Origin of the sequence: Pseudomonas sp. UC 17F4 (genome assembly GCF_900101695.1) — a bacterium.
Classification (GTDB): Bacteria; Pseudomonadota; Gammaproteobacteria; order Pseudomonadales; family Pseudomonadaceae; genus Aquipseudomonas.
This window is the reverse complement of sequence record NZ_FNKV01000001.1, coordinates 1,865,718-1,878,455: the sequence shown is the minus strand read 5'-3', so window position 1 is coordinate 1,878,455 and position 12,738 is coordinate 1,865,718. Positions and strand designations below refer to the sequence as shown.

The window sequence follows — 12,738 nt, the reverse complement described above, 5'->3', positions numbered from 1 at the left end:
GGTGCGACGACTCGACTTGACCCGCGATGAAGTCTACACCGCCCTGACTACGTGCTTGATCTCCTGAAACGCACTCAAGCCCCAAGGCCCCAGCTCCCGTCCCAGGCTGCTCTGCTTGTAGCCACCCCAGGCCGTCTGCGGGAAGATCACCTGCGGCGCGTTGATCCACACCAGCCCGGCCTGCAAGGCATTGGCAACCCGCTCGGCAGCCTGCAAGTCACGGCTGAGCACGCTGGCCACCAAGCCGAACTCGGTGTCGTTGGCCAGCGCCAGCGCCTCGGCTTCGGTGGCAAACGAACGCACACACAGCACCGGACCGAAGATTTCCTCTCGCCACAAGGCGCTGTCCACTGGCACCTCGGTGAACACCGTCGGGCTGACAAAATAGCCGCAAGGCAGCTGCGCCGGCCGTGAGCCGCCACACAGCAACTGCGCCCCTGCTTGCAGGCCTGCGGCGATATGCGCCTGCACCCTTTGGTACTGGGCCTGGTTGACCAGCGGCCCCATTTCGCTGTCGCCGCTGAACGGCTCGCCGACGCGAATCCCTTCGGCGCGGGCCTTCAGGGCATCGATAAATGCCGGGTACAGGGCTTCGGCCACCAACACCCGGCTGGTCGCCGAACACATCTGCCCGGCATTGAAGAAGCCACCCAGGCAAGCCAGCTCCACTGCCAGTTCGAGGTCGGCGTCCTCGAGCACCAGCAACGGCGACTTGCCGCCCAGCTCAAGGCTCACGCCCTTGACCGTTTCCGCCGCTCGCTGCATGACCTGCACACCCACCGCATTGCTGCCGGTGAAGGAAATCTTGGCAACACGCGGATCGGCCGCCAGCGGCGCGCCCACTGCAAGGCCAGTACCACAGACCAGGTTGAACACCCCGTGCGGTAGCCCCGCTTCGGCGATGATTGCCGCCAGTTCCAGCTCGGCCAGCGGCGTGACTTCCGACGGTTTGAGCACCACGCAGCAGCCGGCCGCCAGGGCTGGCGCGAGCTTCCAGGCGGTAGTGACCATGGGGAAGTTCCACGGCACGATCAAGCCGACCACGCCGCACGGTTCACGGCGCACCCGGGCGACAAAGTCTTCGCTGGGCAGCGCCACCGAGCGGTCACGCCCGAGGTTATCGGCAAGCTCCGCGTAATAGCGGAAAGTGGCGACGACATCATCGACATCGATATGGGCTTCAGCCAGCGGCTTGCCGTTGTTGCTGGCTTGCAACTGCACCAGGCGCTCGCGGCGCGCTTCGACGCCCTCGGCAATGGCCCGCAAGATCGCCGCACGGGTCGGCCCGCTGGAGGTGGACCACTCAACAAACGCAGCCTGGGCAGCCAGCGTTGCCCGTTCGACGGCTTCAGTGTCACCCCCGGCAACTTCCGCCAGCACCTGCTCGTTGCTCGGGTTGATTACCGCCAGCGCTTGCGGGCCATGCTGCCAGACGCCTTCGATATAGATGCCAGGCAGCTTGATCATGCGGGCACCGCCTGCATCCAGGTGGCCTGGTCGATTTCGATCAGGCTCGGGCCTTTGCGATCGCAAGCCTGGCGCAAGGCTTCACGCAACCGGGCAAGGTCACCCACCGATTCGGCGCTGCAGCCCAGGGCCTTGGCCACGCCAATAAAGTCAGGGGTGTAGATGTCGACACCGACCGGTTCGATGGCGCGGTTGACCATGTAGCGCTTGATCTCTTCGTAGCCCTGGTTGTTCCACAACAGCACGATCAGCGGCACCTGCGCCTCACGGGCACTGGCCAGCTCCGGCAGGGTGAACTGCAAGCCACCGTCACCGATCAGGCACACCACCGGCGCGCGCTCGGCCGCCACTTCAGCGCTACCCAGCCAGGCGCCCATGGCTGCCGGCAGGGCGTAACCGAGGGTACCGTAGCCGGTCGAGGCGTTGAACCAACGCCGCGGTTGGTCCATGTCCAGGGTCAGGTTGCCGGTGTACACCGGCTGTGTCGAATCGCCGACCAGCACTGCGCCGGGCAGGGTTTCGAGGAGGGTTGTGAGCATGCGCGTCTGGCTGCGCATCGGCAGGTCGCGCTCGGCTTGCAGCACCTCACGCAGGTGCGCGGCACGGGCCGCACCCCATTCGGCGCCGCGCACCGGGGCCGGTTGCTCGGCCAGGGCGACCAGCAGGGCCTGGGTGGCGATGGTCGAATCGGCGACCAAAGCGACCTTCGGCGGGTAGTTGCGCACGGTCTGGTCGGGGTCGATGTCGATGCGCAGCAGCTCACCGGGGATCTCGAAACCGCCCTTGAAGGTCACGTCGTAGTCGGTCTCGGCAAGCTCGGTACCGATCGCCAGCACCACATCGGCCTCGGCGACCAGGGCGCGGGTGGCCACCAGCGACTGGGTCGAGCCGATCTGCAGCGGGTGGCTGGCCGGCAGTACGCCCTTGGCGTTGATGGTCAGCGCTACCGGGGCCTGCAGGTATTCAGCCAGGCGAGTCAGCGCGGCGCTGGCGTCAATGGCGCCACCTCCGGCGAGAATCAGTGGCCGCCGGGCGGCAGCGAGCATGGCGGCCATTTGCGCAACCGGCGCAGGCGCGGCGCCAGCACGGGCGATGCGCACCGGGGCACAGGCCAGCAGGTGATCGGCGTCTTCGACCAGTACATCCAGCGGAATCTCGATATGCACCGGGCGTGGCCGGGCGCCATCGAACACGGCAAAGGCACGGGCCAGCACCGACGGCAGGTCATCGGCGCTCATCAGCGTGTGGGAAAACGCCGCCACACCGGCCACCAGGTTGCCCTGCGCCGGCAACTCGTGCAGCTTGCCGCGCCCACCACCCAGCTGGTCGCGCGACTGCACGCTGGAGATCACCAGCATCGGGATCGAATCGGCATAGGCCTGGCCCATGGCGGTGGTGATGTTGGTCATGCCCGGGCCGGTGATGATGAAGCACACACCCGGCTTGCCACGGGTACGGGCATAGCCGTCAGCCATGAAACCGGCGCCTTGCTCGTGGCGCGGAGTGATGTGGCGGATGCTCGAGCCTGCCAGCCCGCGATAGAGTTCCACGGTATGCACGCCGGGAATTCCAAAGACATGGTCTACGCCATAGCCTTCAAGGAGTTTGACCAGTACTTCGCCGCAAGTCGCCATGATCGTGTGCCTGTAATTGTTCGGGAAACAGCCTGTATTGGACCGCCCGACGGCTACCTGCACAATGCAAAAAAGCTCATACTAGCCATGTTCCCAAGTCATGGCTCAAGCTGATGAAACGCCTGCCTCCATTGCCTGCGCTGCACACCTTTCTGGTCACCGCCCAGTGCTGCAACTTCACCCGCGCCGCGCAATTGCTGCACATCACCCAGGGTGCGGTGAGCCGGCAGATTGCCGGCCTTGAAGAGCACCTGGGTTATCCGCTGTTCCTGCGTCAGGCCCGCGGCCTGAGCCTGACCCGCGAAGGCCAGGACTGGCTGCCGCGGGTGCAGCAGGTGTTCGCCCTGATCGAGGAAGGCGTGCAGCAGGTCGGGGCGCGCAGTACCACCTTGCAGCTCAAAGCCCCGACCTGCGTGATGCGCTGGCTGCTGCCACGGCTGATGGAATGGCAGGCGCTGCGCCCGGACGTGCCGGTGGAGCTGACCACCACGGTGCAGCACGGGGTGGATTTTCGTCGGGAAGTGTTCGATGCGGGGGTGGTCTATGGCGCCCGGCCCAACCATGGCCTACAGACCCAGAAGCTCTTTGATGAACAACTGACGCCGGTGTGCGCGCCGCAACTGCTGAGCGGCGCCCTGCCCTTGCAACAGGTCGCCGACCTTGATCAGCACATGCTCCTGCACCCGACCCGCGACCAGCGCGACTGGAATGCCTGGCTCGATGCCGCCGGGGCGAACCTGCCCCGGCAGGGCAAGGGCCAGCATTTCGAAACCCTGGACATGGCCATGTCCATGGCCTCTCAGGGCACCGGGGTGGCCATCGGCGACTGGTCGCTGATCGGTGATGACCTCAAGTGCGGACGGCTGGTGATGCCGTTCCCGCTCAAGGTCAGCACTGGCCAGGCCTATTACCTGGTGCGACCGCAAGGGTCGGCTTCAGCGGCTTTGCTGGAGCTGCTCGCCTGGTTGTGCGAGCAGGCCCAGGTGCCTCAGTAACCGACGGTGAAGCGCTGGCGCGAGTGTGCCGGTTTCTCTACTTCATCGAGCATGGCGATAGCGTAGTCGGCAAAGCTGATCCAGCTCTTGCCGTCGGCGCCGATCAGCAGGTGATCCTTGCCCAGTTTGTAAGCGCCGCGGCGCTCACCTTCGACGAACTCGGCCGAAGGCGAGAGGAAGCTCCAGTCCAGTTCCTGTTCCTGACGCAGAGTGTCAAGGTAGTGGCCGCCGGCGGTGGCTTCAGCCTTGTAGGCCTCGGGAAAGTCCGGGCTGTCTATGACCTTGTGCCCCGACGGCAGCAACAGGCTGCCGGCCCCGCCTACTACCAGCAGGCGCTTGACCCCGGCGCGCTTGACCGGCTCGATGATGGCCTGCGGCTTGATGCTGGAAAAGTGTGCGGCGCTCAGTACCACGTCGTGGCCAGCGACTGCCTGTTCAAGGGCGGCGGCATCGCTGACGTCCAGCGCCACGCTTTTCACCCTCTCACGCCCCTGCAGTTTCGACGGGTCTCGGGCAATGGCGGTAACGCTGTGGCCGCGGCGCAGGGCCTCTTCCAGCAACTGGGTGCCAGCACGGCCGGTAGCCCCAATGATTGCGATCTTGCTCATGGACATTCTCCAGTCAGGATTGAACAACGCTTACCACTTCATCTCGCCCTTGGCGACCTTGGCGCCGAGCTCCAGCGAGCTCTCTTCGCCCAGGTCCGGGTAACGTTTTTTCATCGCCGCGATCAGTTCGGCGGCGTTGCCAGCCTTGGCGGTTTCTTCGTCGAAGGCCCGGATATAGTCCGCAGTGAACTGCACCGCCTTGAGCGAACGGCTGCTCTGGCCCAGGTAGTGGCCAGGAATCACGGTGTCGGGCTTGAGCTGCTCGATACGCTTGAGGGTCGCCAGCCAGTCCTTGTGCGATTGCGCCGACTGCGTGTCGGCCATCCACACGTGCAGGTTCTCGGCGACTACCACGCCACCGACCACCGCCTTGATCGACGGAATCCACACGAAACTGCGGTCCGGTTGCGGGCCGTCGAGGCCAACCACTTGCAGGCGCTGGCCTTCAAGCTTGAGCTCGGTACCTTGCAGCACTTGCGGCACGATCAGCTTCGCCGGCTTGTCGGCGCCCATCTGCGGGCCCCAGTAGGCCAGCTTGCCATCCATGGTCTGCTTGATATGGGCGACGGTCGCCGCCGAGGCCACGACTTTGGCCTTGGGGTAGGCGTCGGTCAGGGTCGGCAGGCCGAAGTAGTAGTCCGGGTCACCGTGGCTGATATAGATAGTGGTCAGTTGCTTGCCGCTCGCTTGCAGCTTGGCCAGTACCTGTTCGGCCTGGGCCTTGCCGAACTGGGCGTCAACGAGGATGGCGTCATGCTTGCCGCTGACGATCACCGAACTGACCGGAAACAGGGCATTGCTACCCGGATTGTAGACATCCAGGTTCAGCGGCTCGGCGGCCGAAGCCTGGGCCATGACCCCAAGGGTGGCAAAGGCGAGCAACAAGCGGCGCAGGGAGAACGAACGAGGCATCAAGGTGATTCCTGTGAAGTGGGCAATGAGCAACAGCTTAGTTGCACGATCCGTCACAAAAAATGCGATGCTTAGGATTAGTTTGTTTCTGAAAGCGGGCAAATCATGGATCGTCTGACAGCAATGCGGGTCTTCGTCAGCGTGGTCGACCTGGGCAGCCAATCGGCTGCCGCCGACCACCTGGAACTCTCCCGGCCGGTGGTTTCCCGCTACCTGGCCGAGCTTGAGGACTGGGTCGGCGCGCGCCTGATGCAGCGCACCACCAGGCGCCTGAGCCTGACCGCCGCCGGCCAGGAAACCCTGCCGCGCTGCCGGCAGATGCTCGAGCTTGCCGGCGACCTGCAGGCCGCGGTCAGTACCCCCAACGATGCGCCGCGCGGCGAGTTGCGCATCAGCGTCAGCACCTCGTTCGGCCAGGCACAGTTGATGGACGCCGTAGCCGACTACGTCAAACGCTATCCCGGGGTAAAGATCGACCTGCAGATGCTCGACCGCACGGTGAACCTGGTGGATGAGCGCATCGACCTGGCGATCCGCACCAGCAACGACCTGGACCCGAACCTGATCGCCCGGCGCCTGAGCGTATGCCGCTCGGTGATCTGCGCCTCGCCCGCCTACCTGCGCCAGCACCCGGCGCCGCAGCAGGTGCAGGAGCTCAGCCAGCACAACTGCCTGACCCATTCTTACTTCGGTCGCAGCCTGTGGCATTTCGACGTGGCTGGCGAGGTGGTGTCGGTACCGGTGCAAGGCAACATCAGCGCCAACGAAGCCATGACCCTGCAACGGGCGGCGCTGGCTGGCGCCGGTGTGGCCATGCTGCCGACCTACCAGGCTGCCGGCGCCCTGCGCAGTGGCGAGCTGGTTCGCCTGCTGCCCCGGGCCAAGCCGCGCGAGCTGAACCTCAACGCTGTGTACACCTCGCGCAAGCACATGCCGGCGACCCTGCGCAGCATGCTCGACTTTCTCGCCGAGCGCTTTACCGCCGAGCCTATCTGGGACCAGGACCTGCTCTAGACGGGCACACCCGGCCAAGCTGACCTATGCTTTGAATAGCACCTGTAGGTGGTTGGCAGGAGGTGAGCATCATGGGCGTCAAATCCAGAAAATGCGCCGTTATCTGTGCCATGGCCGCTGTGGTCGGCTTGTATGCCACCGCCGCCTGGCGGGTTGAACAGATCCGCAATCAGCCCTACTCCGCCGCCAGTTGCAGCCTGGCGCACTGCGTGCCGCACACCGCGACGCTGAGCGCACTCAAGTAGGTGATTGCCCGGGCTGGTGACGAAAGTCACTGGGCGCCTTGCCGGTCAGGCGGCGGAAGAACCGCGAGAAATACGCAGGGTCGGCAAAGCCCAGGCTGTCGGCCAGTTGCTTGATGCTCAGGCTGGTGTAGATCAGCTCGCGCTTGGCTTCAAGCAACAGGCGTTGATGGATGATCTGCAAGGCCGACTGCCCGGCCAGTTCGCGGCAGATGCTGTTCAGGTGCGCCACCGAAATCCCCACCTCATGGGCCAGCGCCTCGACGCTCGGCTGCTGACGAAACTGCTGCTCGACCAGCGCGTTGAAGCGCTCCAGATACTCACGTCCGCGTGCCACCGCCAGGCCTTGGCCATGACGCTGCAAACATTGGCGACTGATCCACACCACCAACAGGTTTATCAATGAGCGCAACTGCAAATCGCGCCCGGGCAGGTCCCGCTGGTACTCCTGCTGCAAGGCGCTGAACAGGCTGTAGAGATAGTTGCGATCGTCGCCTGCCAGGTAGGTGCCGGCCTGGGCCAGGGCCGCTGGTGCGCCGGCCAGTTGCGTGTGCAGCAGGTTGACCAGCGGCGCCGCCAGCGTCACCACGTAGCCGTCGACATCGCTGGAAAAACGAAAGCCGTGCACGCACAGCGCCGGTACCACCTGGATCGCCGCCTGCTCCAGACGCCGCACCTGGCCTTCGACTTCGATCTCGGCCTGGCCGGCATAAAGGAACAGCAGTTGGCACAGATCGGCGTGCCGATGGGGCTCGATTTCCCAGTCGTGCAAGCGGCTGCGCGCCGGGATCGACTCGCAGTGCAGCAGGTCCGGGGTCGGCCACTGCAACTGTTCGCCATACAGTTTGAATACCGGTATCGACGCCTTGCTCATTGATCAACTGGCTCCAGGGCAATGCCCGATAATCGCACTGATTAGTGAAAAGTCCTGCTTCCTGCGGTTTTTATCCCTTCTTCGCCCGTCTTTCCAAGCGAAAAATGCAAGCACAACAATCATAAGCTGCTTTCGGCCCTGCGCTGAAGCTTGCCTGGGATAACAACCATGAAGACTCAAGTCGCCATTATCGGTGCCGGCCCTGCCGGACTGCTGCTCGGCCAGTTGCTGCACAAGGCCGGGATTGCCAACGTCATCGTCGAGCGCCAGAGCGCCGACTACGTGCTCGGGCGCATCCGTGCCGGGGTGCTGGAACAAGGCATGGTCCAATTGCTGCGCGAAGCCGGCGTCGGTGCGCGCATGGACGCCGAAGGCCTGCCCCACAGCGGTTTTGAACTGGCCTTCGACGGGCGCCGCGAACACATCGACCTCAAGGGCCTGACCGGCGGCAAAGGGGTGATGATCTACGGCCAGACCGAAGTCACCCGTGACCTGATGCAAGCGCGCCAGGCCTGCGGCGCCGTGACGGTCTATCAAGCCGACAACGTCCGGCCCCATGATCTGAAGTCCGAGCACCCTTACCTGACCTTCGAAAAAAACGGCGAAGTGCTTCGCCTGGACTGCGACTACATTGCTGGCTGCGACGGCTACCACGGCATCGCCCGGCAATCGATTCCCGCCGAGGCGCTGAAGATTTTCGAGCGGGTCTACCCGTTCGGCTGGCTCGGCGTGCTGGCCGATACCCCGCCGGTCAGCGACGAACTGGTGTACGCCCGCCACGAGCGCGGCTTCGCCCTGTGCAGCATGCGCTCACCGACACGCACTCGCTATTACGTGCAGGTGGCGGCTGAAGAAAAGGTCGAGGACTGGTCCGATGAGCGCTTCTGGACTGAACTGAAATCGCGCCTGCCCACGGATCTTGCCGAGCGCCTGGTGACCGGCCCGTCAATCGAGAAAAGCATCGCGCCGCTGCGCAGCTTCGTCGTCGAACCCATGCAGTACGGCAAGCTGTTCCTGCTCGGAGACGCCGCGCACATCGTCCCGCCCACCGGCGCCAAGGGCCTGAACCTGGCGGCCAGCGATGTCAGCACCTTGTACAACATCCTGCGCAAGGTCTACGGCGAAGGTCGCACCGATCTGCTCGAGCGCTACTCGCAGATCTGCCTGCGGCGGATCTGGAAAGCCGAACGGTTTTCCTGGTGGATGACCTCCATGCTGCATCGATTCCCGGACAGCGACGCCTTCAGCCAGCGTATCCAGCAAACCGAGCTTGAGTATTACGTGAGCTCCGCAGCCGGTCGCACAACACTGGCAGAAAACTACGTCGGCCTGCCCTACGAGCCAATCGAAGAAGACGCTTAGCAAGCTATCGAGTAGACTGGTCAGCACCTGTTCCCGCAGCGTAACGGCTGCGGGCTTCACCTGCCCCCGAGCTGGCCCGTGACTCAACTGAACACTCCGCAACCGGTGCTGCGCAGCGTGCTCGTCGCGCTGATGCTGGCGATCTTCCTCGGCGCCCTCGACCAGACCATCGTCGCCGTGTCGATGCCGGCGATTTCGGCGCAATTCAACGACGTCGGCCTGCTCGCCTGGGTGATTTCCGGCTACATGGTGGCCATGACCGTAGCGGTGCCGATCTACGGCAAGCTCGGCGACTTGTACGGCCGGCGGCGGATGATTCTTACCGGCACTGCGCTGTTTACCCTGGCGTCGATCTTCTGCGCACTGGCGCAGAACATGGAGCAACTGGTGCTGGCGCGGGTGCTGCAGGGTATCGGCGCCGGCGGCATGGTCTCGGTCAGCCAGGCGATCATCGGCGACTTCGTGCCGCCGCGCGAACGCGGCCGTTACCAGGGCTATTTCAGCAGCATGTACGCCCTGGCCAGTGTCGCCGGGCCGGTGCTGGGCGGAATACTCACCGAATACCTGTCGTGGCGCTGGGTGTTCTGGCTCAACCTGCCGCTGGGCCTGACCGCCTGGTGGGTGACCCGCCGAGCCCTGCGCAGCCTGCAGGTGCCTACACGCAAGGCGCAGGTCGATTACCTCGGCGCCGCGCTGCTGATTCTTGGCCTGGGCAGCCTGCTGCTGGGCATCACCCTGATCGGCCAGGGCCAGCCCTGGGATTCTGCGCAAGTGGCCAGCCTGCTCGGCTGTGCGCTGATCGGCCTGCTGCTGTTCGTACTGCATGAACAGCGAACCGCCGAACCGCTGCTGCCGCTCAAGCTGTTCGCCAATCGCATCGCCACCCTGTGCTGGTGCACGATTTTCTTTACCAGCTTCCAGGCCATCTCGCTGACCATGCTGATGCCGCTGCGCTACCAGAGCATCACCGGTGCCGGCGCCGACAGCGCCGCGTTGCACCTGCTGCCGCTGGCCATCGGCTTGCCCATCGGCGCTTATTGTGGCGGCCGCATGACTTCGCACACAGGGCGCTACAAACCGCAGATTCTCGGCGGCGCACTGCTGATGCCGTTTGCCATCGTCGGCATGGCCTTCAGCCCGCCGCAGGCAGCCTGGTTCAGTGGCGTGTTCATGTTGTTGACCGGCATTGCCTCGGGCCTGCAGTTCCCCACCTCGCTGGTGGCAACCCAGAGTGCGGTAGAACCGCGAGATATCGGCGTGGCCACCAGTACCACCAACCTGTTCCGCTCACTGGGCGGGGCCATGGGCGTGGCTATCATGTCCACCCTGTTGCTGGCGATGCTGGCCCGGGGCGGCTTGAGCCTGGCCGGCGATGCCCTGCTTGGCAGCCTGCAGGCCGGCGAACCGACCGCGGCAATGCAGGCTGAATTGCTGCTGACCTTTCGCAACCTGCTGCTCGGCAGCGCGGCAGTTTCACTGCTGGGGCTGACGGCGGCGCTGGCCTTGCCTGACAGACAATTGCGCGGCCGCCCGTAAGACCTTATAACTGACGTGGAAACAAATGATCACAAAGCTTCACAAAGTCTCATTTGCGCAAGGCGGGGCTCAAGCGCAGCATATCCAGCCCGGTATCGATCCACTGCTCGGCCTGGTTGAGCAGGTCGAAGCTGTCGGGCAGCAGTAGCCAGCGGCGAATCAGTCCGTCTATATAGGCATAGATGGCCAGCGCTGCGCGCTCTGGGTCCACGTCGGCGGGCAGTTGCCCGCGCTTGACTGCATTGCCCAGCGACAACGCAATATGGGCATGACATTCGATCGTCGAGGCCTGCCGTTGCTGGCGGATCTCGCACATATCATCGGTGAACTCGCATTTGTGATGCAGAATTTCATTGATTCGCCGGGTCTTCGGATCGAGCACCATCTGGTGCATCAAGCGTACCAGCAGCTTGCGCATGCAGCCGAGCGGGTCGAGTTCATCCTCGCTTTCGCTGGCCCGGGCCAGGGCGTCCAGCGGCTCGTGCAGGCTGTCGAGCATGGCCTGCACCAGTTCGGCCTTGTCGTTGAAGTGCCAGTAGATAGCACCGCGGGTCACACCCGCCTCCTTGGCGATATCGGCCAGGGTGGTACGCGCTACCCCGCGCTTGTAGAAGGCCTTTTCCGCAGCTTCGAGAATCTGGGCGCGGGTTTCCTGGGCTTCTTCTTTGGTTCGACGGACCATGGCAGTACAACCTCATCAGGCCCGGGCACGCACGCAGGGTGCCTGGGAGTCGGGCCGGGTCAGCCTCTGCAGGCTGTTACCGGCTGTATTAATTTGGGGGCTCGCATTGGCTGAGCACGTCGCCTGCGAGGTATTTACAAACAACCATGAATGTAAGTATATTCCTTAGCAAGCTATTTATCCACTCGACAGCATTTTTTATAGCGCACCCTTTCCATTATTCTTGAGCGTCTTCAGCTCTTGCGACCCGAGGATCTTCATGCAATTCAAGCCAGCTGTTACCGCTCTGGTTTCCGCCGTCGCCCTGGCAACACTGCTCAGCGGCTGTAAAAAGGAAGAGGCGGCGCCTGCGGCGCAAGCTCCTCAGGTCGGCGTCGTAACCCTGCAAACCCAGGCCTATACCCTGACATCCGACCTCCCCGGCCGTACCACTGCGTACCGCATCGCCGAGGTTCGCCCACAGGTCAACGGCATCATTCTCAAACGTCTGTTCAAGGAAGGCAGCGAGGTCAAAGACGGCCAGCAGCTGTACCAGATCGACCCGTCGGTGTACGAGGCGACCCTGAACAGCGCCCAGGCCAACCTGCAATCGACCCGTTCGCTGTCCGAGCGTTACAAGCAGCTGGTCAACGAACAGGCTGTCAGCCGCCAGGAATACGACGACGCCCAAGCCAAACGTTTGCAGGCTGAAGCCTCGCTGCGCAGTGCCCAGATCGACCTGCGCTACACCAAGGTCCTGGCGCCTATCAGCGGCCGTATCGGCCGCTCTTCGGTAACCGAAGGCGCGCTGGTCAACAACGGCCAGGCCGAAGCCATGGCCGTTATCCAGCAGCTCGACCCGATCTATGTCGACGTCACCCAGTCCTCGGCCGAGCTGCTCAAACTGCGCCGCGAGCTGGAAAGCGGCCAGTTGCAGAAGGTCGGCGACAACGCCGCCAAGGTCACCCTGACCCTGGAAGACGGCAGCACCTACGCCAAGGAAGGTCGCCTGGAGTTCTCCGAAGTCTCGGTTGACCAGACCACCGGCTCCGTGACCCTGCGCGCCGTGTTCCCCAACCCCGAGCACAACCTGCTGCCGGGCATGTTCGTGCATGCGCGCCTGGCTGCCGGGGTCAACAGCGCCGCCATCCTCGCGCCACAGCAAGGCGTGACCCGCGACCTCAAGGGCCAGCCGACCGCGTTGATCGTCAACAAGGACAACAAGGTCGAGCTGCGTCAGCTCAAGGCCAGCCGTACCGTCGGTAGCGACTGGCTGATCGAGGAAGGCCTGAACCCGGGCGACCGCCTGATCACCGAAGGCCTGCAGTTCGTCAAGCCGGGCGTCGAGGTCAAGGTCAGCGAAGCCACCAACGTCAAGCCTGCCCAGCCAACCCAGGCCAATGCAACGACTGCAGGGGCCAAAGGGGAGTAAA

The 12,738-nt window shown here is 64.0% G+C and carries 12 protein-coding genes; 6 read left to right on the top strand and 6 right to left on the bottom strand.

All coding sequences use genetic code 11. The features are described 5' to 3' along the window. Positions 1-33: 33 nt before the first annotated feature. Entirely contained in the window at positions 34-1,467 is a 1,434-nt protein-coding gene (locus tag BLR26_RS08730) for an aldehyde dehydrogenase family protein (protein ID WP_093379972.1), read from the bottom strand. Further along, the gene (locus tag BLR26_RS08725; RefSeq protein WP_093379969.1) at positions 1,464-3,101 is read right to left on the bottom strand and encodes a 5-guanidino-2-oxopentanoate decarboxylase; all 1,638 of its coding nucleotides are present in this window, start codon (positions 3,099-3,101) and stop codon (positions 1,464-1,466) included. The genes BLR26_RS08730 and BLR26_RS08725 overlap by 4 nt, the downstream gene beginning before the upstream one ends. Before the next feature lie 113 nt (positions 3,102-3,214). Here BLR26_RS08725 and BLR26_RS08720 point away from each other — a divergent pair, with 113 nt between their 5' ends. Then, complete coding sequence (locus tag BLR26_RS08720) at positions 3,215-4,096, top strand: LysR substrate-binding domain-containing protein (protein ID WP_093379966.1); 882 nt, start codon at positions 3,215-3,217, stop codon at positions 4,094-4,096. On the opposite strand, the gene BLR26_RS08715 is transcribed toward BLR26_RS08720, so the two are convergent. Then, positions 4,090-4,704 carry an NAD(P)-dependent oxidoreductase gene (locus BLR26_RS08715; RefSeq protein ID WP_093379963.1) on the bottom strand — a complete coding sequence of 205 codons (615 nt, stop codon included), beginning with the start codon at positions 4,702-4,704 and terminating at the stop codon, positions 4,090-4,092. The two genes, BLR26_RS08720 and BLR26_RS08715, sit on opposite strands and share 7 nt — an antisense overlap. Positions 4,705-4,734: 30 nt before the next feature. Beyond that, positions 4,735-5,616, bottom strand: coding sequence for an MBL fold metallo-hydrolase (locus BLR26_RS08710; RefSeq protein WP_093379960.1), 882 nt, complete (start codon positions 5,614-5,616; stop codon positions 4,735-4,737). Positions 5,617-5,721: 105 nt separating this feature from the next. Between BLR26_RS08710 and BLR26_RS08705 the strand changes: the two genes are divergently transcribed. Then, the gene (locus tag BLR26_RS08705) at positions 5,722-6,630 is read left to right on the top strand and encodes a LysR family transcriptional regulator (RefSeq protein ID WP_045197516.1); all 909 of its coding nucleotides are present in this window, start codon (positions 5,722-5,724) and stop codon (positions 6,628-6,630) included. Positions 6,631-6,701: 71 nt separating this feature from the next. Then, positions 6,702-6,875: a hypothetical protein gene (locus BLR26_RS27290; RefSeq protein ID WP_176794223.1), complete on the top strand. Its 174-nt coding sequence runs from the start codon at positions 6,702-6,704 to the stop codon at positions 6,873-6,875. Here BLR26_RS27290 and BLR26_RS08700 read toward each other — a convergent pair. After that, positions 6,868-7,746, bottom strand: coding sequence for a helix-turn-helix domain-containing protein (locus tag BLR26_RS08700; protein ID WP_093379957.1), 879 nt, complete (start codon positions 7,744-7,746; stop codon positions 6,868-6,870). The two genes, BLR26_RS27290 and BLR26_RS08700, sit on opposite strands and share 8 nt — an antisense overlap. Before the next feature lie 168 nt (positions 7,747-7,914). Between BLR26_RS08700 and pobA the strand changes: the two genes are divergently transcribed. Next, positions 7,915-9,108 carry a 4-hydroxybenzoate 3-monooxygenase gene (gene pobA, locus BLR26_RS08695; RefSeq protein WP_093379954.1) on the top strand — a complete coding sequence of 398 codons (1,194 nt, stop codon included), beginning with the start codon at positions 7,915-7,917 and terminating at the stop codon, positions 9,106-9,108. Between the two features lie 78 nt (positions 9,109-9,186). Next, on the top strand, positions 9,187-10,644 hold the full coding sequence (locus tag BLR26_RS08690) for an MDR family MFS transporter (protein ID WP_371128637.1): 1,458 nt from the start codon (positions 9,187-9,189) through the stop codon (positions 10,642-10,644). Positions 10,645-10,693: 49 nt separating this feature from the next. Here the strand turns inward: BLR26_RS08690 and BLR26_RS08685 are convergent, their stop codons facing one another. Beyond that, the gene (locus BLR26_RS08685; protein WP_045197509.1) at positions 10,694-11,326 is read right to left on the bottom strand and encodes a TetR family transcriptional regulator; all 633 of its coding nucleotides are present in this window, start codon (positions 11,324-11,326) and stop codon (positions 10,694-10,696) included. Positions 11,327-11,585: 259 nt separating this feature from the next. Between BLR26_RS08685 and BLR26_RS08680 the strand changes: the two genes are divergently transcribed. After that, positions 11,586-12,737, top strand: a complete 1,152-nt coding sequence (locus tag BLR26_RS08680) for an efflux RND transporter periplasmic adaptor subunit (protein WP_093379951.1) — start codon at positions 11,586-11,588, stop codon at positions 12,735-12,737. Position 12,738 lies beyond the last annotated feature (1 nt).